Genomic DNA, 21,893 nt, shown 5'->3' with positions numbered 1-21,893 from the left:
ACCCATGTCTTCTCTCGCCCTCACACTGCTTTACCTGCTGGCCGCGGTGCTGGGCGTGGTGACCTGTCGCAGCCTCAAGCTGCCGCCCATGCTGGGCTACCTGGCGGCCGGGGTGCTCATCGGGCCGCATGCGCTGGCGCTGGCGCAGAACTCCGAAGGCGTGCGCCACCTGGGCGAGTTCGGGGTGGTGTTCCTGATGTTCGCGATCGGGCTGGAGTTCAGCCTGCCCAAGCTGCGCGCCATGCGCAAGCAGGTGTTTGGCCTGGGGCTGATGCAGGTGGTGCTGACGATGGCCGTGGTGTCTGGCCTGGCGCTGGTGCTGTCGCGCTGGGCAGGCGGGGTGTGGGACATGGGCTGGCAGACGGCGCTGGCGCTGTCGGGCGTGATGGCCATGAGCAGCACGGCGATTGTGGTCAAGCTCATGGCCGAGCGGGCCGAGCTGGAGAGCGAACACGGCCGGCGCGTGATGGGCATCCTGCTTTTCCAGGACCTGGCCGTGGTGCCGCTGCTGGTGCTGATTCCTGCACTCGGGTCGTCGCCCGACCAGCTGCTCACCTCGCTGGGCTGGGCGCTGATCAAGGCCACGGTGCTGGTGGGCCTGCTGCTCACCGGCGGCCAGCGGCTGATGCGCTGGTGGCTCACGCTGGTCGCGCGGCGCAAGAGCGACGAGCTGTTCATGCTGAACCTGCTGCTGATCACGCTGGGCCTGGCCTGGCTGACCGAGTTGGCAGGCCTGAGCCTGGCCCTGGGTGCCTTCATTGCGGGCGTGCTGGTGTCCGAGACGGAATACCGCCACCAGGTGGGCACGGACATCCGGCCCTTTCACGACGTGCTGCTGGGCCTGTTCTTCATCACCATCGGGATGATGCTGGACTGGCACATCCTGGTGGACCGCTGGGCGCTGGTGCTGATGCTGCTCACCGTGCCGCTGGTGCTCAAGCTGGGGATCATCCTGGTGCTGGCGCGGGGCATGGGTGCGACCACCGGCGTGGCTCTGCGCACCGGGCTGTACCTGGCGCAGGCCGGCGAGTTCGGCTTTGTGCTGCTGTCGCTCACGCAAAGCAACGGGCTGGTGCAACCGGCGCTGATGAACCCCATCCTCGCGGCCATGGTGCTCTCGATGCTCGCCACGCCGTTCCTCATCATGTACAGCAACCGCATCGTGATGAAGCTGGTGGCCAGCGACTGGCTGCAGCAGTCGCTGCAGATGACATCGATTGCGCGCAAATCCATCAACACCAGCAAGCACGTGATCATCTGCGGCTACGGCCGCTGCGGACAGAACCTGGCGCGCATGCTGGAGCACGAGGGCATCCCCTACATGGCGCTGGACCTGGACCCGGACCGCGTGCGCCAGGCGGCGGCGGCCGGTGATTCGGTGGTGTATGGCGACGCGACCCGTCTGCAGGCGCTGATGGCCGCCGGCCTGGTGCGTGCCAGCGCCGTGGCCGTGACCTATATCGACGTGCCCGCCGCGCTGAAGGTGCTGGCCAATGCCCGGTCGCACGCGCCGCAGGTGCCGGTGGTGGTGCGCACGCAGGACGACCTGTACCTGGACAAGCTGCAGGAGGCCGGCGCGACCGAGGTGGTGCCCGAGGCCATCGAGGGCTCGCTCATGCTCGCCAGCCACGCCCTGGCCCTGGTGGGTGTGCCCATGCGCCGCGTGCTGCGGCTGGTGCAGGACCAGCGCGACGCGCGCTACAACCTGCTGCGCGGCTACTTCCACGGCGCGGACGACGACACGGTGAACGAGCGCGACCAGGAGCGCCTGTCCACCATCAACCTGCCCCCCGGCTCCACGGCCCTCGGTCGCAGCCTGGGCCAGCTGGCCCTGCCGGCCATGGGTGTGCGCGTGGTCAACCTGCGGCGCGGCAATGGCCATGTGAGCGCGGCGGTGGACGAGGCCTTGCTGGCCGAAGGTGACACGCTGGTGCTGTCGGGCCATCCGGCCGCGCTGGCGCTGGCGGAAGACAAGCTGCTGAAAGGCTGACCGGCCCAGGGCCCGCCGCTGGCAGCTCAGCGGGTGGTTGGGCACAAAATTTGAATGAAATCGGCCTGTAGCGCTAGTGCAATATGCGCTGACAGCTACACATTTAATAGCAAACTACAACAGCTCTGCAGGCCCAGGCCGCCCGAACAGGTAGCCCTGGAACTGGCGGCAGCCGTTGCGCAGCAGGAAGCTGCGCTGCCCTTCGGTTTCCACGCCCTCAGCCACCACGTCCAAGCCCAGGCTGCGGGCCAGCGTGATGATGGTGCAGGCGATGGTGGCGTCGTTGGGGTCGGTGAGCACGTCGCGCACAAAGCTCTGGTCGATCTTGAGCTGGTCCAGCGGCAGGCGCTTGAGGTAGCTGAGCGATGAATAGCCCGTGCCAAAGTCGTCCAGCGAAAAGCCCACCCCCAGCGTGCGCAGCGCCTGCATCTTGAGGATGCTGTCCTCCACGTCGTGGAGCAGCAGGCTTTCGGTCAGTTCAAGCTTGAGCAGGCGCGGGTTGGCGGCCGCATCGCGCAGCGCGGCCAGCACCTGCTCCACAAAATCGGGCTGGCGGAACTCCTGCGCACTCACGTTGACGGCCAGCGTCCACGCAGCCGTCGCCGGGGCGGTGGCCCACTTGGCCAGCTGGCGGCAGGCCAGGGCCAGCACCTGCCGGCCCAGGGGCAGGATGAGCCCGGTCTGCTCGGCCAGCGGGATGAAGTCGGCGGGCGAGACCATGCCGCGCTGCGGGTGTTGCCAGCGCACCAGCGCCTCGGCTCCCAGCAGGTGGCCGGTGGCGTCCACCACCGGCTGGTAGTGCAACAGAAACTCGTTGCGCGCCAGGCCCTGGCGGATGTCGCCCTCCAGTGCCGAACGCGCCGACGCAGCGGCCTGCATGGCGGGGTCAAAAAAGCACAGGGTGTTGCGCCCCTGCGCCTTGGCCTGGTACATGGCCAGGTCGGCGCGCTTGAGCAGCTCCTGCACCGGCTGCTGCGCGTCCTGGAACAGCGCGATGCCAATGCTGGGCGTGCTGTGCATGTCGCAGCCGTCCACCACATAGGGCTGGTTCAGTGCCACCAGCACCTTCTGCCCCACGGCCTCGGCCTCGGCGGCGGCTTCGACCTCCTGGCTGTGGAGACCTTGCACCACGACCACAAACTCGTCGCCACCCAGCCGCGCCACGGTGTCGGTGGCCCGCACGCAGGCCCCGATGCGCGCGGCCACCTGCACCAGCAGGCGGTCGCCCCATTCGTGGCCCATGGTGTCGTTGATGCCCTTGAAGTTGTCCAGGTCCAGGAACAGCAGTGCACCGTGGCGGCCCTCGCGCTGGGTGGTAGCCACCGCGCGCTCCAGCCGGTCCATCAGCAGGCGGCGGTTGGGCAGGCCGGTGAGTTCGTCATAGAACGCCAGGCGCTGGATCTCGGCCTCGGCCAGCTTGCGCTCGGTGATGTCCCGCGCCACGCCCCGGTAGCCGGTGAAGCGCCCCTCTTCGTCAAAGATGGGCTCGCCGCTGATCGACACCCATACGGGTTTGCCGTCCTGGGACAGGCGCTGCATCTCGAAGTCATGAAAGACCTGGTGCGCCTCCAGCTGTTCGCGGTGTTCGCGCCACTGCCCCTCGGTGACGAAGGTGTCGGGCAGCTCCCAGCGGGTCAGGCCGTAGTGCATCTCGTCGGGCACCCCCTCCGTGTGGTACGGGTTGCCGTCCAGCCGCACAAAGCGGAACTGGTCGTCCTGCTCCCAGTACCAGTCGGACGACAGGTCCGTCAGGCTGCGCCAGCGCGCCTCGCTCTGGCGCAGGGCCTCCAGCGTGCTCAGGTAGTCGGTGACATCGGTGAATGTGCGCACGCGCCCGCCGGGCTCCAGGGCGCGGGTGCGCACCTCGATGTAGCGGCCCTTGGGCGTGCGCCGCACGTAGCTGTCGGGCAAAGGCATCTGGTTGCCATGGGCCGCGTACTCCGAGGCCACATAGTTGCGCGCCATGGGCTCGATGAGCTGGAAATTGGGACCGAAGTCACCCCGCTCGGTCTGAAAGCGCACCACCTCTTCCACCAGCGGCTGCTGGGCCAGCAGACTCTCGGGCAGGTCCAGCAGCTCCAGGTAGCGCTGGTTGTAGACGCGGATGCGCCCCTCTGCGTCCACGTTGGTGATGCCCTGGGAGATGTTGTCCAGCGTGCCTTCAAGGGCGCGGGTCTTCTCGGCCAGCAGGGCGCTGGTGCGGGCCAGTTCGGCCTCCACATGGCTGCGGGCCAGCTCGGCGCGGCGGGCGGTCTCCAGCTGGCCGATCGTGCTCAGCAGGGGCTGCAGAAACTGCACGTCGGCGTTGGAGTACCCGCTGCTGCGGTTGGCCAGGCCCACCATGGCCACCAGCTCGCCCGCAGCGTGGATGGGCAGGCCCAGGTAGGTGCGCAGCGTGGGGTGGCCGGGCGGCGTGCCCGCGCTGCGGGGGTCGTGTTTGGCATCGTTGCTGATCACGGGCTCGCCCGACACCAGGGCCGCGCCCACCAGCGAATGCAGGTTGTCGAACACCATGCCGTCCTCGGCATGCTGGGCATAGCGCTGGCGCGAGGCCTCGTCCCAGCTGATGTCGGTCATCGCGTGCACACGCAGGTAGGGGTGCCCGTCATCGGCCCGCTGCACCTGGCCCACCAGGCCGAACGCGCTCTGGGTCAGCGTCATCAACTCGCCCAGCAGCGCCTCGAACGCCGCCCGGGGGCCAGAGCTGGCAATGAACATGCCCTGGGCCCGCGAGATGGCCTGCAGCAGCCGGTGCTGGCGCGCCAGCATGGCCTCGGCCGCGCGGCGGGCACGGGCGCTGGAGCTGCGCTCCAGCACGGCTTCGATCTGTGCGGGCAGGGTGAGCAGGTAGTCCAGCGCCGGGTCCTGCACGGTGAAGTCGTCAAAGCCGTGGCGCATGGCCTGCGCCGCGTGGGTCTCCGCCCCCATGCGCACGATGATGATGGCCGGAACGCCGTCGAGCAGCTGCAGCAGGTCAAAGGCCGAGCCGTCCATGGTGCGCTGCGCCGCCAGCACGATATCGGGCCGGTGGCGCAGCAGATGCTCGCGCGCCTCGGTGATGGACTCCACCACGTCCACGCGCCAGCCCGACCAGGGGTCGGCCAGTGCCCCCGCCACGGCCTGTGCGTGGGGGTGATCACTCTCGATCAGCAAGACGGAGATGGGCATGGGCCGATCGTCGTGGGGGTTGGGGCACCGCCCGCCACAGGCGGCGCGCAGTTTGTAACGCCAGTGAAACACATTATGGCGTCTGGTGCAGGCACGCGCGGGAACGGCCGGGCTGTTTACACTCTCGCACTTTCCGAGCGCTGCGCCACCGGCCAGCGCCTGTCGCGCGCACAGGCATTGGCCCCCGTCCGGGCCGCCTCACCGTCATCACTCCCACACCCGCCATGCAGCCCCTCAGCGTCAACCAGTACCTTCGCCAGCACATCCGCACCGTCCCTGACTGGCCCGCGCCCGGCGTGCAGTTCCGCGACATCACGCCACTGCTGCAGGACCCGAAAGTGTTCCGTGTGCTGATCGACGCGTTTGTGCACCGCTACATGGACAAGGGGCTGCGCCCCGACGTGGTGGCAGGCCTGGACGCGCGAGGCTTCATCCTGGGCGCTGTGGTGGCCTATGAGCTGAATGTGGGTTTTGTGCCCATCCGCAAGAAAGGCAAGCTGCCCTTCACCACGGTGGAGGAGACCTATGAACTGGAGTACGGCAGCGCCACGGTGGAACTGCACACCGACGCCGTGAAGGCCGGCGACCGCGTGCTGCTGATCGATGACCTCATCGCCACCGGCGGCACCATGATGGCCGGCAAAAAACTGCTGGAAAAACTGGGGGCCACCGTCACCGAAGGCGCCGCGATTGTCGATTTGCCCGAGTTGGGTGGATCACAGCGCCTGCGCGATGCGGGCCTGCCGCTGTACACCCTGGTGGACTTTGCAGGACACTGACCCGGAGCCTTGGCATGGGTGCACGGCCCGCTCAGGGCGTGCAACACATGACCCTTGGTGACCTTTGGCTCAGTTGAGTTCGCCGTACTGCGTGCTGCTGAGGTCGGGGGCGGGACTGTCGGCACCGGGCATTTCGGTGTCTTCAAAACCCGTGGGCTGGGACGGGGGCAGCAGCGGACCGGAACGCACGGGCACTCCTGGCTTGGCGGCCGCAGCCGTGGCCGCTGACGACCCTGCGGCGTTGGCTAGCGCGCGCTTGAACGCGGCCACCTCGTCGGCCTCGATGGGTTCAAAGCGGGCAGAAGAGGGCTGCCGCGCTGCGGCCAGCGGTGCGGGTGCAGACACGAGGGGCGCGGGGGCCGACACCGCGCCGAGCGGGCGGCGCGCAGCCAGCGGGGCCGCTGCTGGCGTCAAAGGGGTTGGAGCCACCGGTGCGGGTGCAGCCATAGCGGGGCGTGCACCTGCCAGGGGGGCGGGCGATGGGGTCAGGGGTGCCGGGGCCGTTGCTGCAACAGGCGGGCGGCGCACCACTGTGGAAGCCGCTTGCAGTGGCAGCGCTGCGCCCTGGGGCGCCACGCCCTTTTGCGGAATACCCACCGCCACATGGTCGTTGATGCGCCAGTACACGGCCGTCACCAGGATGTCGTAGCGGGTTTTAGCGGTCTGGGCGATGAGGGCCTCGATCTCGCTCAGGCGCACCGTCTCGCCGCCGTATTCGCGGGCCAGGTCCATCATCACCAGAAACTGGCGGCCGCGCTGGTCGAGCGACAGCACCTTGAATTTGTAGCTGGCCGACAGGACGCCCGCGCGCACCATGGCATCGCGCACCACCGTGTAGAGCAGCTCCCGGCGCTCCATGCGCTCATTCTTGCGGTTGGCGGCGTGCTCGGGCGGCTGGGGTTCCACGAGTGGCTTGCCCTGGCGCCCGGGTTGCAGGGGCACGGTGGCGTCGGCGTTGAACAGGCCGGAGGGCTCGGCCGCTGCGCGGGGCTTGGCGGGAGCGGGTTTGCGGCTGAACCAACTGAACAGGGACATGGCTTGCTTTCTTCGGATGGTGCCTGGACAAAATCCAAATCGAGTGTAACGCGCCATCCCCCCGCAGAAGGCGGAAGAAGCCCGAGGAAAACCCCCGACAGGGCCCGCCTGTCAGGTGGCCGCAACGCGGCGGCGGCGGTTGCCCAGGCGCTTGGCCAGCACAGCCCCTGCAGCCATGGCCAAACCCAGGGCAATGGCGGGCTGGCGGTTGGTCAGCTCGGTGAAGCGGATGGCCGTGAGGCTCCACAGCTTGCAGGGCGCGCTGGCCTGCACGGTGGCGCTGCGTGCGCGGTGTGAGAAGAAAGCGCCTTCGCCGACCACAGAGCCAGCGCCCACAATCGCCAGGCGCAGGCGTTCTTTTTCGTCCTGGTAGTGCACGCTCAGGCTGCCGCTTTCGACCAGGTACAGGGTGCGGTCCGTGGCGCCTTGGCTGAAGAGCACCTGGCCGGCGGGCAGCACCACCGGCAGCAAATAGGACGACAGCACCTCCCACTGGGCGGCCGTCAGCGGGTTGGTCATGCTGTCCTCCGCCGTGGTCTGGGCAATGGCGTCGATCAGACCTTTGAGGTCCACCTTGGAGGCAACGGGCATCGGAACATTCATGGTCCGCCGAAAGTAACCCTGTTACAGATCGGACACAAGCGCTGTTTACGTCCGTTTACAAGATAGGGCGACCAACGGTCGTTATTTACCGATACAGAAGCTGGAGAAGATCACGCCGAGCAGGTCATCGGAGGTGAACTCGCCGGTGATGGCGCTCAGCGCGTTCTGCGCCAGCCGCAGCTCCTCGGCCAGCAAGTCCAGCGCCGGGCCCTGGGCTTGCAGCTGGTCGGCGGCCTCCTGCAGGTGGGCAGACACCGCCTGCAGCGCCTGCACATGGCGCGCCCGGGCAATGTAGATGCCCTCGGGCGCCGACTGCCAGCCGGCCACGTCCAAGAGCAGCCGTCGCAAGCCGTCCAGCCCTTGACCGGTGCGGGCAGACAGATGCACAGCAGGGCGCGTGGGGTTGGCTGTAGGGGCAACATCCGCCGCACAGTCCAGCTTGTTCCAGACATCGATCACGGGAATGTTTTTGGGCAGTTTTTGCCCCAAGGCGCTTTCGATATCTGCATCGGCAGCTACATATTCAGGAGCATTCTGCCGCGACAGGTCGTGCAGAAACAGCACGGCGTCCGCCCCCGCGATCTCGTCCCAGGCGCGGGCGATGCCGATGCGCTCGACCTCGTCGCTGCTGTCGCGCAGGCCGGCGGTGTCGATGATGTGCAGGGGCACCCCTTCGATCTGAATGGTCTGCTGCACCTTGTCGCGCGTGGTGCCAGCAATGGGCGTGACGATGGCCAGCTCGGCCCCCGCCAGCGCATTGAGCAGCGAGCTTTTGCCTGCATTCGGCTGGCCGGCAATCACCACTTTGATGCCCTCGCGCAGCAGTGCGCCCTGGCGCGCGCGCTGCATCACCGAGGCAAGCGTTTGCTGCAGATTCGATAGCTGCCCATGCGCATCGGCCTTGCGCAAGAAGTCGATTTCTTCTTCAGGGAAATCGAGCGTGGCCTCCACCAGCATGCGCAGGTGGATGAGCGCGTCGCGCAGGCTGTGGATTTCTGCCGAGAACGCGCCGGTGAGCGAGCGGCTGGCGCTGCGGGCTGCGGCCTCGGTGCTGGCGTCGATCAGGTCGGCAATCGCCTCGGCCTGGGCCAGGTCGATCTTGTCGTTGAGGAAGGCGCGTTCAGTGAATTCGCCCGGCTGGGCCACGCGCAGGCCCGGCAGGCAGGGCTGGCCCGTGGCCGGGTCCGTGGCGGCACCCGCCTCCAGGCAGCGTGCCAGCAACAACTGCAGCACCACGGGGCCGCCGTGGGCCTGCAGCTCCAGCACATCCTCGCCGGTGTAGCTGTGCGGGCCGGGGAAGTACAGCGCCAGCCCCTGGTCGATGGCCTGGCCCTGTGCATCCCGAAACGGCAGGTAGGTGGCCTCGCGGGGCTTGAGGGTGCGGCCGCACAGCGCCTGCACCAGGCCCTCCAGCCCTTTGCCCGACACCCGCACGATGCCGACGGCCCCGCGCCCGGGGGCAGTGGCGATGGCAACGATGGGGTCGTGGTGGCGGGCAAGCATGGGCAGGGACTTTACAAGGTGGGCAGAAAAAAGGCCGCTTGCGCGGCCTTTGAGGAGTCAGTTCGTGGATGTCAGCGTTGCCGCTGCCGGATCACTTGAACTTGGGCAGATTGAACTGCGGTGGCACGCCCATGCGGGTGTTGATGATCCACTGCTGCGCTATCGACAGGATGTTGTTCGTCAGCCAGTACAGCACCAAGCCAGCCGGGAAGAAGAAGAACATCACGCTGAAGATCAGCGGCATGAACCACATCATCTTGGCCTGCATCGGGTCTGGTGGTGCGGGGTTCAGCGCGGTTTGCAGCAACGAGCTGGCCGTCATCAGCAGGGGCAGGATGAAGAACGGGTCCGGCGCGGAGAGGTCGTGAATCCAGCCGATCCAGGGCGCATTGCGCATCTCAACGCTGGACAGCAGCACCCAGTACAGCGCAATGAACACGGGGATCTGGATCATGATGGGGAAGCAGCCACCCATGGGGTTGACCTTTTCCTCGCGGTAGATGCGCATCATCTCCTGCTGCATCTGCTGCGGCTTGTCCTTCAGGCGCTCGCGCATCTCCATGATCTTGGGGTTGATGGACTTCATCTTGGCCATGCTGGCGTAAGCCTTGGCATTGAGCCAGTAGAAAGCAATCTTGAGCAACAGCACCAAGGCCACGATGGACCAGCCCCAGTTGCCCAGCAGCTTGTGCAGGTTGTCGAGCAGCCAGTACAGCGGCTTGGACAGGATGGTCAGCCAGCCGTAGTCCTTGACCAGTTCCAGGCCAGGGTACAGCTTTTCCATCATGGTCTCGACCTGCGGACCGGCGAACAGGCGCGCGTCGATGGTCTTGGTGGCGCCCGGCTCGATGGTGCCGAGGGAGGTCAGCATGCCCACCGAGTACAGGTTGGTGTCCACCTTGCGAACGAAGGGCTCGCGCTGCACGCCATCCGCCAGCAGCCAAGCCGTGGCGAAGTAATGCTGGACCATGGCTGCATAGCCATTGGCAGAGTCCTTGGGGATATCGACTTTGCCGCTTTCGATGTCCTTGAACTCGATCTTCTGGTACTTCTTGGCTTCGGTGTAGACCGCTGGGCCGGTGAAGGTGGAGTAGAACGACGACTCGCCTGGCGGTTTGTTGCCGTCACGCACCAGTTGCAGGTACAGCTGGGGCGACACGGCGGCGCTGCCGGTGTTGACGATGTCGTGCTTGACGGCAATGTCGTAAGCGCCACGTTTGATGGTCCAGGTCTTGACCAGCTTCACGCCACCCTGGTCCGGCGACTCGAAGCGGATGCTGATGGAATCTTCACCGTCCTTGAGTTCGCGCGGGCCGGGCACAGCCGTCATCGCGGTCTTGTGCGTGGGGAAGGTGCCGCCCACCAGACCCGTCTGCGCCACGTAGACACGCTGGGCGCTCTCGTCCAGCAACAGGAAGTTGCGCGCCTTGTCGGTCATGTCGGCGTGCTTGAGCAGCTCGGCCTGCGTGAGCGAGCCGCCTTCGCTGTCGAACACCAGGCGATACAGGTCGGTCTTGACCTCGATGCGCTCACGCTTGGCAGGGGCAGCCGCTGCGGCAGGCTGGCCGGGCACCGCTGCTGCGCCCTGCGCGGCCGCAGTAGCCGTGGGCACGCTGGTGGCTGGCACGCTGGCAGCCCCGGTCGCGCTGGAGGCCGCCCCTGCTGCTGCGGCAGCAGGGGCCGTCACTGCGGGCGTGGTCGGGAAAAAGGTGGCCTTGTTGCCGTTGTGCAGCTGCCACTTGTCCCACAGCAGAACCATGGAAAAGCCAAAAATCACCCACAGGATGGTGCGGCGAATGTCGTTCATGAAGACTTCTTTGGTGAGGATGGGGGAGTGGTGGAAGGGGTGAGCCGGGAGAAAAGCCGCAGGCTGCGCGGCAGATCTTGCGGGACCGGATCATGGCCCCCCTCGCACCAGGGGTGGCAGCGTACCAGCCTGCGCACCGTCAGATAACTGCCTGCCGCAGCGCCGTGCTGCTCCAGCGCCTGCAGCGAATAGACCGAGCAGGTCGGCTCAAAGCGGCAGGCCGAGCCCAGCCAGGGGCTGAGGAACAGTCGGTAGCCTTTGACCACGCCGATCAGCAGGCGCTGCATCATGGGGTGGTCACCGGCTCTGCCACCGGAGGTGCAGGTACAGACACAGGTGCTGCAACTGCGGCGCCCGCATGCCGGGTGGCGTAGCCAAACAGCTGCAGCAGCTCCGCGCGCACCGCCTGCTTGAGCTGGTCGGACGTGGCGCTCACAAACTGCTTGCGATCAAACGCCGAGCGCAGGCGCACCACATGGGCGGCCTGCGGCAAACGCGCCTCGAACGTGGCGCCCACGGTGTAGATCTGCCGCTTGATGGCGTTGCGCGTCACGGCACGGCGCGCCCAGCGCTTGGGCACCATGGCACCCAGCCAGACGCCAGGAACGACAAACAGGGCCTGCGGCCCTTGCGTGTGCGGCAAGGAGCCGGGCCCTGTGGGTGCAACAGTAGCTGCTTGGCTGGCCATTGCGGTGCTGCTGGCATCCAGTGCCAAACGGTGCAACGCAAAATGTGCCGTGCGGGAGACAGTGCCTCCCGCCATGGCAGCCTGGAACTGCGGCCGGGTTTTTAGCCTGTGCATGCAAGCGCCCCGTTTGGAACCTGGCGGTACAAACCGGGAACAGGCGGGGAGCAGGCCGTAGACCGTAACGGCCTTAGACGGCCAGGCGCTTGCGGCCCTTGGCGCGGCGTGCGTTGATAACGGCACGGCCGCCGCGGGTCTTCATGCGGACGAGGAAACCGTGGGTGCGCGCGCGGCGCGTCTTGGAGGGCTGGTAAGTACGTTTCATGGTGCTATTCCTTGAGGTTCAGTTCCGGACTGCTGCTCTTGAACCCCCTGCAGTCTGTACACCACGCTGTGTATGAAACACCACCTGAAGACAGACCCACGGGGCAGAAATAACGGCGCGCCGGGTCAAATCACCCTGAACACATTCAGGGAAACCCAAAATTATCGCAGGCTTGTGGCCGACTGGCAATGCCTTTTGGAAGGCAGGCCTTTATCGGCGCGCCGAAGAGGCTGCGGCGCCCAGCCGTTTCAGGCCCCATCGGCCCGGCCTGGCAACCCCGGATTGCCCCGGATGACAGCCGGCGTCAAATTGTGGATAACTCCTTGACAAGCTACAATCCGCCGCCTCACACCGTTCCTCCTATCCACAATAAGAATTCCCCCGCAATGATCGAGGAACCCACCCGCAGCTCCCCCCATTCGCCCGGCGCAGATGCCGGTCAGGGCCTGTGGCAAGCCTGCGTAGAGCAACTGGCACAAGACCTGCCAGAACAACAATTCAACACCTGGATCAAGCCCCTGGTGGCCCAAGTGGCCGAAGACTTCTCCAAAGTCACGCTGCTCGTGGGCAACCGCTTCAAGCTCGACTGGATCCGCGCCCAATACGCAGGCCGCATTGCCGCGCTGCTCGAAGGCCTGTACGGCCAGCCGGTCACGCTGGAGTTAGCGCTCGCTCAGCGCGAATCCGTTGCCCGTACTTATGTGCGGCCCACGGCGCAAGAACCCGCCAGCCCCGCAGCACCGGCCGAAGCCCCGTCCAGCAGTGACGACGCCACGGCGGGCGCGTTCCGCAACCGCCTGAACGCCGCCCTCACGTTCGAGACGCTGGTGGAGGGCACGGCCAACCGCATGGCGCGCTCTGCGGCCATGCACGTGGCGGGCATGCCCGGCCACCTGTACAACCCCCTGTTCATCTACGGGGGCGTTGGACTGGGCAAGACCCACCTGGTGCACGCTGTGGGTAACCGCCTGCTGCAGGACAAGCCCGACGCCAAAGTTCTCTACATCCATGCCGAACAGTTCGTGTCGGATGTGGTTAAGGCCTACCAGCGCCGCACCTTCGACGAGTTCAAGGAGCGCTACCACTCGCTGGACCTGCTGCTGATCGACGATGTGCAGTTCTTCGCCAACAAGGACCGCACGCAGGAAGAATTCTTCAACGCGTTCGAAGCTTTGCTGGCCAAGAAGTCGCACATCGTGATGACGTCGGACACGTATCCGAAGGGTCTGGCCAACATCCACGAGCGGCTGGTGTCGCGCTTCGATTCGGGCCTGACAGTGGCGATTGAGCCGCCCGAGCTGGAAATGCGTGTGGCCATCTTGATCAACAAGGCGCGCGTGGAGGGCACCGAGATGCCCGAGGAAGTCGCGTTCTTCGTCGCCAAGAACGTGCGCTCCAACGTGCGCGAATTGGAAGGCGCGCTGCGCAAGATCCTGGCGTACTCGCGCTTCAACCAGAAAGAGATTTCGATCCAGCTGGCACGCGAAGCCCTCAGAGATCTGCTGTCCATCCAGAACCGGCAGATTTCTGTGGAAAACATCCAGAAGACGGTGGCCGACTATTACAAGATCAAGGTCGCCGACATGTACAGCAAGAAGCGCCCGGCCAGCATTGCCCGCCCGCGCCAGATTGCGATGTACCTGGCCAAGGAGCTGACGCAAAAGAGCCTTCCCGAGATCGGAGAATTGTTCGGCGGGCGCGACCACACCACCGTTCTGCATGCCGTGCGCAAGATTGCGGGCGAGCGTCAGCAGCTGACCGAGCTGAACCAGCAGCTGCACGTGCTGGAGCAGACGCTGAAAGGCTGATGCCCCATGCGCTCCCTGAGGCTGGTGTGTGTAAGAACTTGTTCATTGCGCACCCAAGAAGGCGAACAGCCGCTTACAGGGCAAAATGACGGATTGGGCAGCAGGGGGGGCACCACCCGTGCCGCTGCCGACGCACCGGTTTAGAAAATCCACAAGAGGTTGATGACATGATCGTCCTGAAGGCAACACAAGACAAGGTTCTCGCGGTTCTGCAGTCCGTGGCTGGCATCGTGGAGCGCCGCCACACGCTGCCCATCCTGGCCAATGTGCTGATCCGCAAGACGGGCAATGCCCTGCAGCTGACGACCAGCGACCTCGAAATCCAGATCCGCACCACGGCCGAACTGGGCGGCGACACCGGCGACTTCACCACCACCGTGGGCGCGCGCAAGCTCATCGACATCCTGCGCACCATGCCCGGTGATCAGACCGTGAGCCTTGAATCGGCCCAGTCCAAGCTCATCCTCAAGGGCGGCAAGAGCCGCTTCACGCTGCAAAGCCTGCCCGCCGAAGACTTCCCGCTGGTGCAAGAGTCCGCCGCTTTCGGCCCCGTGTTCGCCGTGCCGCAAAAGACGCTGAAGGACCTGCTGGGCCAAGTGTCGTTTGCGATGGCCGTGCAGGACATCCGCTACTACCTGAACGGCATCCTGTTCGTGGCCGAAGGCAAGACCCTGAGCCTGGTCGCCACCGACGGCCACCGCCTGGCCTTTGCCAGCGCCACGCTGGATGTGGAAGTGCCCAAGCAGGAAGTCATCCTGCCGCGCAAGACCGTGATCGAGCTGCAGCGCCTGCTGTCTGATGCGGGTGGCGAGAACCAGCCCCACATCGAGATGCAGTTCGCCAACAACCAGGCGAAGTTCACCTTTGGCGGCATGGAGTTCGTCACCAAGCTGGTCGAGGGCAAGTTCCCCGACTACAACCGCGTGATCCCCAAGAACCACAAGAACAGCGTCACCCTGGGCCGCGCCCCGCTGCTGGCCAGCCTGCAGCGCACGGCCATCATGACCAGCGACAAGTTCAAGGGCGTGCGCCTGAACCTGGAGCCCGGCACCCTGCGCGTGGCGTCCAACAACGCCGAGCAGGAAGAGGCCGTGGACGAGCTCGATATCGACTACGGTGGCGACACCATCGAGATCGGCTTCAACGTGACCTACCTCATCGACGCCCTGGCCAACATGGGCCAGGACATGGTGAAGGTGGAGCTTTCGGACGGCAACAGCTCTGCGCTGCTGACCATCCCCGACAACGACAGCTTCAAGTACGTCGTGATGCCCATGCGCATCTGAGGCGGCGTGACACCCGCCCCGCTTCACAGTTGCATCGCCACACCGCAACCGCTACTGTATTGATAGCTGCAAGCGCATATTCAATATGCGCTTGCGCCCAATTTGACCATTGAACATATTGGAAACCCCGGTTTCCACGGATCCCAAGGCCCACCATGACCGTTGACAACAACATTCCCTCCGAGCCCGAATCCTCCGGCGTCTCCGGCCATGTGGAGCCCACCGTCAACAAGATCGACACCAACCAGGCCGGCGCCAGCGAAAGCTACGGCGAAGGCGCCATCACCATCCTCGAAGGCCTGGAGGCCGTGCGCAAGCGCCCCGGCATGTACATCGGCGACACGAGCGACGGCACCGGCCTCCACCACCTGGTGTTCGAAGTGGTCGACAACTCCATCGACGAAGCCCTGGCCGGCCACTGCGATGACATCGTCGTTACCATCCACACCGACAACTCCATCAGCGTGACCGACAACGGCCGTGGCATCCCCACCGGCGTGAAGATGGACGACAAGCACGAGCCCAAACGCTCGGCGGCAGAAATCGCCCTGACCGAACTGCACGCGGGCGGCAAGTTCAACCAGAACAGCTACAAGGTGTCGGGCGGCCTGCACGGCGTGGGCGTGAGCTGCGTGAACGCACTGTCCAAATGGCTGCGCCTGACCGTGCGCCGCGAAGGCAAGGTGCACCAGATCGAATTTGCACGCGGCTTTGTGCAAGACCGCTTGCTGGCCACCGTGGACGGCTTTGAAGTCAGCCCCATGAAGGTGACCGGCGAGACCGAAAAGCGCGGCACTGAAGTGCACTTTTTGCCCGACACCGAGATTTTCAAAGAGAACAACGACTTCCACTACGAGATCCTGGCCAAGCGCCTGCGCGAACTTTCGTTCCTGAACAACGGCGTGCGCATTCGTCTCAAGGACGAGCGCAGCGGCAAGGAAGACGACTTCTCGGGCGCCGGCGGCGTGCGCGGCTTTGTCGAGTTCATCAACAAGGGCAAGACGGTGTTGCACCCCACCTCGTTCTACGCCGCAGGCGAGCGCCCGGCCGAGAGCTACGGCGGCATCCCCGGCACGCACATCGGCGTCGAGGTGGCCATGCAGTGGAACAGCGCGTACACCGAACAGGTGCTGTGCTTCACCAACAACATCCCTCAGCGTGACGGCGGCACCCACCTGACCGGCCTGCGTGCCGCGATGACCCGCGTCATCAACAAGTACATCGAAGAAAACGAGCTGGCCAAGAAGGCCAAGGTTGAAGTCACTGGCGACGACATGCGCGAAGGCCTGTGCTGCGTGCTGAGCGTGAAGGTGCCCGAGCCCAAGTTCAGCAGCCAGACCAAGGACAAGCTGGTGTCGAGCGAAGTGCGCGCGCCGGTGGAAGACATCGTGGGCAAGCTGCTGACGGACTACCTGCAGGAAAAGCCCAACGACGCCAAGATCATCTGCGGCAAGATCGTCGAAGCCGCCAAGGCCCGCGAAGCCGCCCGCAAGGCCCGCGAAATGACCCGCCGCAAGGGCGTGCTCGACGGCATGGGCCTGCCCGGCAAGCTGGCCGACTGCCAGGAAAAAGACCCCGCCCTGTGCGAGATCTACATCGTCGAGGGTGACTCCGCCGGTGGCTCCGCCAAGCAGGGCCGCGACCGCAAATTCCAGGCCATCCTGCCCCTGCGCGGCAAGATCCTGAACGTGGAAAAAGCCCGCTACGAAAAGCTGCTGACCAGCAACGAAATCCTCACGCTGATCACGGCCCTGGGCACCGGCATCGGCAAGGCCGGTGGCACCACCGGCGGCGACGACTTTGATGTGGCCAAGCTGCGCTACCACCGCATCATCATCATGACCGACGCCGACGTCGACGGCGCCCACATCCGCACCCTGCTGCTCACTTTCTTCTACCGCCAGATGCCCGAGCTGGTCGAGCGCGGCCACATCTACATTGCCCAGCCACCGCTGTACAAGGTCAAGGCCGGCAAGGAAGAGCTGTACCTGAAGGACGCCCCCGCACTCGACGGCTTCTTGCTGCGCATTGCGCTGAACCACGCCAGCGTGACCACCGGCGGCGCCAACCCGCAAACCCTGACCGGAGACACCCTGGCCGAGCTGGCGCGCAAGCACCAGATCGCCGAAAGCGTCATCGCCCGCCTGGGCAACTTCATGGACGCCGAAGCCCTGCGCGCGATTGCCGACGGTGTGAGCCTCAAGCTCGACACCGTGGCCGATGCCGAGGCCAGCGCCGTGGCCCTGCAGGCCAAGCTGCGCGAACTGAACACCACCGGTGCCCCCGCCGAAGTGGCTGGAGAGTTCGACGCCCGCACCGACAAGCCCCTGCTGCGCATCAGCCGCCGCCACCACGGCAACATCAAGAGCAGCGTCATCACGCAAGACTTTGTGCACGGCGCCGACTACGCAGCGCTGGCCGAAGCCGCCGAAACCTTCCGTGGGCTGCTCAGCGAGGGCGCCAAGGCCATGCGTGGTGAAGGCGACAAGCAGAAGGAAGAAAAGGTCAGCGACTTCCGCCAGGCCATGAAGTGGCTGATTGCCGAAGCCGAACGCACAACCAGCCGCCAGCGCTACAAGGGCCTGGGTGAAATGAACCCCGAGCAGCTGTGGGAAACGACGATGGACCCCAACGTGCGCCGCCTGCTGCGGGTGCAGATTGATGACGCGATCGAAGCGGACCGCGTGTTCACGATGCTTATGGGAGACGAGGTGGAGCCGCGCCGGGATTTCATCGAAACCAACGCTTTGCGCGCCGGGAACATTGACGTTTGATCTTGTTAAATGACAGAAAAAGTGCTGACTCTGCCAAGTTAGTGCCAAGTGCTAGAGAAAAGAAAAAGGCGCTCAATTTGAGCGCCTTTTTCTTTGGAAAAATATGTATGGGCTGTGCATCTTCGGGAACCTGAACAGATCAACCCCTGGTGTATCTCAGACAGCGACGTAGCAGCTTACTTGAGCGGATGAGTGGCTGAAATGTTTTGTAGGTGATTTTCTGTGGAGTCTTTGTTCATTTATTATCTATGTTCATTATTAATGAACGTGATGCACAAATGAACAACAGAGGTATTCTCACTCAGGCAATTGAGGCCACAAGCCCCCCCTTGAGCTGGGAGGTTCTTGAAGAAGACGCTCTCTCATCACCAAGCGATGCGGATGCCATCCTCACACTACACCTTAAGGGAGGCCGAGCTCACCGGTTCGCGGTGGAAGTAAAAACCGTTGTGCGTATTGAAACCCTCAGAGCACAGGTAGCCCGTGGTTCGAAAATCTCTCATCAACCGAATTGGCTTGTTGTTGTTCCCTACATGTCGAAGAACAATGCCGCCCTTTGCCAGGAGGCCGGGTTGAACTTCATAGACACCGCAGGGAACGCCTTCATCGACGTTCCCGGTTGCTATGTCTTTATCACTGGCAAGCAAAGGCCTGAACGAGAGCTCGTTGGATCTGGCCATGAGGTCATGGGGTCTGCAAGCGCCTTACGGGTCATCTTCACTTTGCTGACAGAACCCGACATGCCTGCAAGCCCGATACGCGACATTGCCACCATGGCAGGGGTATCACTTGGCTCAGCAGCGAAGGCCATAGAAGGTCTTCGAAGCCTGGGCTACTTGAGCCCCGGGGACACCAAAAGCCGCAGACTTCTCGCCGTTGACGCCCTGAAGACGGAGTGGGCCCGCAACTACCCTATTGCACTGCGCAACAAGCTCCAACCTCAGCGATACGCACCGCAGAATGTGCAGTGGTGGAAGGATGCCAAGCTGCAGCCGGAAGCAGCGGCTTGGGGGGGCGAGGTGGGTGCCGCGCTCAAGACCTCATATCTCCAGCCCGAGCAGATCACCATCTATTGCTGGAAGGACAGAGGAAAGCTGTTGATGCAACATCGCCTACGGCCCGATCCCAACGGCAGCGTTGAAATCCTCGACGCCTTCTGGGTGCCTCCCAGTTCTAGCGCTGAGCCCATCGCACCTTTGCTGCTGATCTACGCAGATCTCATGACCAGCCTGGACGGCCGCAATCGAGAGGTAGCAAGCATGCTGAGAAAGGAAATCTTCGATGCTGAAGCGACTCCCTGACCGCGACATAGACCCGGCCCTGCGAGCGATCCTGAAACAGGCGCGCAGCGCCACAGAAGCGCTAGAAATCCCGTTCTTTGTGGGAGGTGCCATGGCTCGGGACATCATCTTGACCCACGTCTTCGGGCAGGATACGACGCGCGCAACACGCGACGTGGACCTCGGGATCTACCTTGACGGCTGGGACCGCTTCCAGCACCTGAAAGATACGCTGGTGCGCACGGGTTTGTTCCACTCTGCCGATGGCAAGCCCCATCGGCTTCACTATGGGTCTCCAAAAGGCATCCCCCTGGACCTGATCCCCTTTGGCCGGATAGAGCACCCTGCGGGCGAGATTGCGTGGCCTCCAGGGAATGAAGTGGTGCTCAACGTGGCGGGCTTCGAGGACGCGTTTCGGAGTGCGCTGGTAGTAGACCTCGGTAAGGGACTGGTCATCAACACATGCGCCCTTCCGTCCCTGGCAGTGCTCAAACTGATCGCATGGCAGGACCGTCGAAATTTTTCCAACAAGGACGCCACCGATCTGCTGCTGATCGCACAGAACTACGCCGCCGCCGACAATATGGATCGGCTCTACGAGAGGGAGCCGGAGCTGATGGAGGCCGCCGACTACAACCCTGAATTGGCAGGCGCTTACTTGCTCGGCAAGGATGCTGCTTTGCAGTCTGGAAGCGACACAGCAGCTATCGCCAAAGCCATCCTCGAAAACGAAGTGTTGCAACAGGAGTTGATCGACCAGATCATCCGAGCGAAAGCGGCATCGCACAGTCGCGAAGACGAGCAGAGGCATACCCAGTACCTGAAAGGTTTCAGCACAAGCTTCCTCCAGCAACTGCGTGAGCCCGGTCAGTAACGGGGACGCTCTTTGCAGGTTAGTGACACTTGATCAAAGCCGCAGCGTCGATGGGTCAAGCTCGAATTTGTCCATACCCAATTTGTCCATGATTGCTGGCAAAACTTGGTGAATGACGCGCATGCCAACCAGCAATTCGTTCATGTAGATGTCCGGGTGCAGTCGCGATTCATGGAACCCAAGGCTCTCAGCTTCTGCTTCTGCCCCTAAGCTGCCATGCGTTCCATAGACAAGTTCGAGCAGTTCTGCCCGCAGGGGAAGCCCCGCTTGGAATGCCTTCTCCTTCACGAAAGTCAGCCATTCCGTATAGGACTTGATTGTTTCGTACTTAAACTCACTGAACCTTGTCGCGAGGGCAGGAAGCTCTTCGATTTTGGACGCAGCAAGTTCCATAAGGCAAGGCTCGATGTCACATGCGGGAGAGTCGTACAGCTCCAGTTCTTCAATGAGATGGTCGACGTAGGCTGCGTAGAACCCATAGACATCCGTGTATGACTTATAGATCGCCATGATGAGCGCGACATGTGGTTGGCAAAACATGTCATCCAGACACTCACCCAGCGCATCACTGTCCTGGTAGTCAAACTCCAGCGCTGGTGGGAAGGGCTTGGGAATCTCGACGCCCATCTGCTGAAGAACGTAGAACGTGTGCCAATACAAAAGATCGGCTTCCTCCTCCTCTTCTAGTCGATAGGTGTGATATCCCGTTTCCGCCTGCTGGGCCGCCATATCGGCCAAATATCGCAACAGTATCGCCCATTTCTCAGCGTCGCGCACCGACCCCGCCAAGAGCACAAAGTCGGGATGGTTGCTCCCGATGTCAGCCAACTCAACCAGCTTTGTGCGCATGTCCATCGATATGTACTCGCCGTTTTTCCACTTGCTGATCTGTGCGGGCGAAACACCAACACGAAGCGCCAACTCTTTATGGCTGCAGCCCTGACGGGCGATTGCCAGAGCAATCAGTGACTTTGTGCTCATTTGGATTCCTTGATTATAATTTACTTAAGTTTATTCACATTTAGTAAATTGCTAGCCAACTAAAGTGACAGGAGTGCTCCACGAATGCGCTGACCAGCAGTCCTGCACATCATCGCCAGCGCTAAGGTCTGTTGAGAATCAACCTTGAATGCGTGAAGGGATGTGATTCAATAGGCGCATGAGCACTAGATGGGTACTGACAGAAGCACAATAGGCAAAGATGGAGCACCACTGCCTTGGTAAGCCAAGTGATCCTGGACGCAGCGGCACAGACAACCGCCGCCTCGTTGAGGCAGTGCTGTGGATTGCTCGCACAGGCAGCCCCTGGCGAGACCTGCCGTCAGAGTTCGGCAAGTGGAACACGGTGTTCAAGCGCTTTAGAGACTGGGTTAAGGCCGACGTATTCCAACGCCTGTTCGATGCGGTGAGCGAGCAGCCGGACATGGAATATGCGATGGTGGATGCCACGATTGTGAAAGTGCATCGGCACGGCCAGGGGGCAAAAGGGGGACTTCGGGCCAGGCCATAGGTCACTCGCGGGGAGGGTTGACGACGAAGATACTGGCTTTGACGGATGCCCTGGGCAATCTGGTGAAGTTCATCCTGATGCCAGGGCAGCGCCACGATATCAAAGGAGTCAAAGAGCTGATCGCAGATGTGCGCTTTGATGCCTTGGTGGCAGATAAGGCGTTTGATGCCAACTGGCTGATTGAAGAGTTGAACAGGCGCGGGGCGCAGGTGGTGATCTCACAGATGCCCCGCAGGAGAGTGCCGCTGGAGATCGACTTGGAGGTCTACAAGTGGCGTCACTAGATTGAGAACTTCTTTTGCAAGCTCAAGGAGTTCAAGCGCATTGCGATGCGCAGTGACAAGACGGATACCAGCTTCTGTGCTGTGATTCTTTTGGCTGCAGCGGTTATCAACTCTCGTTGATTCTCAACAGACCCTAGGGCGGCTTGGCGCAAGGTGAACCCAGAACAGCAGCGAAAACCGCA

The 21,893-nt window shown here is 63.6% G+C and carries 16 protein-coding genes and 1 pseudogene; 8 read left to right on the top strand and 9 right to left on the bottom strand.

What is annotated here, in order from left to right; translation table 11 throughout:
• Window positions 1–4: 4 nt before the first annotated feature.
• A complete protein-coding gene (locus DNK89_RS14510; protein ID WP_110960669.1) occupies window positions 5–1,990 on the top strand; it encodes a monovalent cation:proton antiporter family protein in 1,986 nt (661 codons plus the stop codon).
• Window positions 1,991–2,104: 114 nt separating this feature from the next.
• Here the strand turns inward: DNK89_RS14510 and DNK89_RS14505 are convergent, their stop codons facing one another.
• Complete coding sequence (locus DNK89_RS14505) at window positions 2,105–5,158, bottom strand: EAL domain-containing protein (RefSeq protein ID WP_110960668.1); 3,054 nt, start codon at window positions 5,156–5,158, stop codon at window positions 2,105–2,107.
• 224 nt (window positions 5,159–5,382) lie between these two features.
• On the opposite strand from DNK89_RS14505, the gene DNK89_RS14500 reads away from it, so the two are divergent.
• Window positions 5,383–5,937 carry an adenine phosphoribosyltransferase gene (locus DNK89_RS14500; protein WP_110960667.1) on the top strand — a complete coding sequence of 185 codons (555 nt, stop codon included), beginning with the start codon at window positions 5,383–5,385 and terminating at the stop codon, window positions 5,935–5,937.
• A gap of 69 nt (window positions 5,938–6,006) precedes the next feature.
• On the opposite strand, the gene DNK89_RS14495 is transcribed toward DNK89_RS14500, so the two are convergent.
• The 7 genes from DNK89_RS14495 to rpmH form a co-directional block, all read right to left on the bottom strand.
• Entirely contained in the window at window positions 6,007–6,972 is a 966-nt protein-coding gene (locus DNK89_RS14495; protein WP_110960666.1) for a hypothetical protein, read from the bottom strand.
• 111 nt (window positions 6,973–7,083) lie between these two features.
• Complete coding sequence (locus tag DNK89_RS14490; protein ID WP_043565827.1) at window positions 7,084–7,575, bottom strand: Crp/Fnr family transcriptional regulator; 492 nt, start codon at window positions 7,573–7,575, stop codon at window positions 7,084–7,086.
• Window positions 7,576–7,656: 81 nt separating this feature from the next.
• Window positions 7,657–9,078 carry a tRNA uridine-5-carboxymethylaminomethyl(34) synthesis GTPase MnmE gene (gene mnmE / locus DNK89_RS14485; RefSeq protein WP_110960665.1) on the bottom strand — a complete coding sequence of 474 codons (1,422 nt, stop codon included), beginning with the start codon at window positions 9,076–9,078 and terminating at the stop codon, window positions 7,657–7,659.
• A gap of 91 nt (window positions 9,079–9,169) precedes the next feature.
• Complete coding sequence (gene yidC / locus DNK89_RS14480; protein WP_110960664.1) at window positions 9,170–10,885, bottom strand: membrane protein insertase YidC; 1,716 nt, start codon at window positions 10,883–10,885, stop codon at window positions 9,170–9,172.
• A complete protein-coding gene (yidD, locus tag DNK89_RS14475; RefSeq protein ID WP_015016412.1) occupies window positions 10,882–11,175 on the bottom strand; it encodes a membrane protein insertion efficiency factor YidD in 294 nt (97 codons plus the stop codon). Before yidD ends, yidC begins: the two co-directional genes overlap by 4 nt.
• The gene (locus DNK89_RS14470) at window positions 11,172–11,687 is read right to left on the bottom strand and encodes a ribonuclease P protein component (RefSeq protein WP_110960663.1); all 516 of its coding nucleotides are present in this window, start codon (window positions 11,685–11,687) and stop codon (window positions 11,172–11,174) included. The genes yidD and DNK89_RS14470 overlap by 4 nt, the downstream gene beginning before the upstream one ends.
• A 73-nt stretch (window positions 11,688–11,760) precedes the next feature.
• Entirely contained in the window at window positions 11,761–11,895 is a 135-nt protein-coding gene (gene rpmH, locus DNK89_RS14465) for a 50S ribosomal protein L34 (protein ID WP_005798102.1), read from the bottom strand.
• Window positions 11,896–12,281: 386 nt separating this feature from the next.
• Between rpmH and dnaA the strand changes: the two genes are divergently transcribed.
• The 5 genes from dnaA to DNK89_RS14440 all read left to right on the top strand — a co-directional run bounded on the left by dnaA (window position 12,282) and on the right by DNK89_RS14440 (window position 19,917).
• Window positions 12,282–13,703 (top strand): chromosomal replication initiator protein DnaA, encoded by a 1,422-nt coding sequence (gene dnaA, locus DNK89_RS14460; RefSeq protein WP_110960662.1) that lies wholly within the window; start codon window positions 12,282–12,284, stop codon window positions 13,701–13,703.
• Window positions 13,704–13,870: 167 nt separating this feature from the next.
• Window positions 13,871–14,989, top strand: coding sequence for a DNA polymerase III subunit beta (gene dnaN, locus DNK89_RS14455; protein WP_015011829.1), 1,119 nt, complete (start codon window positions 13,871–13,873; stop codon window positions 14,987–14,989).
• A 155-nt stretch (window positions 14,990–15,144) separates the two neighbouring features.
• On the top strand, window positions 15,145–17,763 hold the full coding sequence (gyrB, locus tag DNK89_RS14450; protein WP_110960661.1) for a DNA topoisomerase (ATP-hydrolyzing) subunit B: 2,619 nt from the start codon (window positions 15,145–15,147) through the stop codon (window positions 17,761–17,763).
• Window positions 17,764–18,011: 248 nt separating this feature from the next.
• On the top strand, window positions 18,012–19,064 hold the full coding sequence (locus DNK89_RS14445; RefSeq protein WP_110960660.1) for a type IV toxin-antitoxin system AbiEi family antitoxin: 1,053 nt from the start codon (window positions 18,012–18,014) through the stop codon (window positions 19,062–19,064).
• On the top strand, window positions 19,045–19,917 hold the full coding sequence (locus tag DNK89_RS14440; protein WP_110960659.1) for a nucleotidyl transferase AbiEii/AbiGii toxin family protein: 873 nt from the start codon (window positions 19,045–19,047) through the stop codon (window positions 19,915–19,917). The genes DNK89_RS14445 and DNK89_RS14440 overlap by 20 nt, the downstream gene beginning before the upstream one ends.
• Window positions 19,918–19,950: 33 nt before the next feature.
• On the opposite strand, the gene DNK89_RS14435 is transcribed toward DNK89_RS14440, so the two are convergent.
• Window positions 19,951–20,898: a helix-turn-helix transcriptional regulator gene (locus DNK89_RS14435; protein ID WP_110960658.1), complete on the bottom strand. Its 948-nt coding sequence runs from the start codon at window positions 20,896–20,898 to the stop codon at window positions 19,951–19,953.
• Window positions 20,899–21,118: 220 nt separating this feature from the next.
• Between DNK89_RS14435 and DNK89_RS14430 the strand changes: the two are divergent.
• Window positions 21,119–21,831: pseudogene (locus DNK89_RS14430) on the top strand (IS5 family transposase).
• Window positions 21,832–21,893 lie beyond the last annotated feature (62 nt).

It is taken from the genome of Acidovorax sp. ST3, from assembly GCF_003231145.1.
Classification (GTDB): domain Bacteria; phylum Pseudomonadota; class Gammaproteobacteria; order Burkholderiales; family Burkholderiaceae_C; genus Acidovorax.
This window is presented reverse-complemented; position numbering and strand designations above follow the sequence as displayed.

Bases quoted from the DNA above. Each gene is read 5' to 3' on its own strand.
- DNK89_RS14510 (WP_110960669.1), top strand. From the start codon at position 5: ATGTCTTCTCTCGCCCTCACACTGCTTTACCTGCTGGCCGCGGTGCTG.
- DNK89_RS14505 (WP_110960668.1), bottom strand. From the start codon at position 5,158: ATGCCCATCTCCGTCTTGCTGATCGAGAGTGATCACCCCCACGCACAG.
- DNK89_RS14500 (WP_110960667.1), top strand. From the start codon at position 5,383: ATGCAGCCCCTCAGCGTCAACCAGTACCTTCGCCAGCACATCCGCACC.
- DNK89_RS14495 (WP_110960666.1), bottom strand. From the start codon at position 6,972: ATGTCCCTGTTCAGTTGGTTCAGCCGCAAACCCGCTCCCGCCAAGCCC.
- DNK89_RS14490 (WP_043565827.1), bottom strand. From the start codon at position 7,575: ATGAATGTTCCGATGCCCGTTGCCTCCAAGGTGGACCTCAAAGGTCTG.
- mnmE (WP_110960665.1), bottom strand. From the start codon at position 9,078: ATGCTTGCCCGCCACCACGACCCCATCGTTGCCATCGCCACTGCCCCC.
- yidC (WP_110960664.1), bottom strand. From the start codon at position 10,885: ATGAACGACATTCGCCGCACCATCCTGTGGGTGATTTTTGGCTTTTCC.
- yidD (WP_015016412.1), bottom strand. From the start codon at position 11,175: ATGATGCAGCGCCTGCTGATCGGCGTGGTCAAAGGCTACCGACTGTTC.
- DNK89_RS14470 (WP_110960663.1), bottom strand. From the start codon at position 11,687: ATGCACAGGCTAAAAACCCGGCCGCAGTTCCAGGCTGCCATGGCGGGA.
- rpmH (WP_005798102.1), bottom strand. From the start codon at position 11,895: ATGAAACGTACTTACCAGCCCTCCAAGACGCGCCGCGCGCGCACCCAC.
- dnaA (WP_110960662.1), top strand. From the start codon at position 12,282: ATGATCGAGGAACCCACCCGCAGCTCCCCCCATTCGCCCGGCGCAGAT.
- dnaN (WP_015011829.1), top strand. From the start codon at position 13,871: ATGATCGTCCTGAAGGCAACACAAGACAAGGTTCTCGCGGTTCTGCAG.
- gyrB (WP_110960661.1), top strand. From the start codon at position 15,145: ATGACCGTTGACAACAACATTCCCTCCGAGCCCGAATCCTCCGGCGTC.
- DNK89_RS14445 (WP_110960660.1), top strand. From the start codon at position 18,012: ATGTTCATTATTAATGAACGTGATGCACAAATGAACAACAGAGGTATT.
- DNK89_RS14440 (WP_110960659.1), top strand. From the start codon at position 19,045: ATGCTGAAGCGACTCCCTGACCGCGACATAGACCCGGCCCTGCGAGCG.
- DNK89_RS14435 (WP_110960658.1), bottom strand. From the start codon at position 20,898: ATGAGCACAAAGTCACTGATTGCTCTGGCAATCGCCCGTCAGGGCTGC.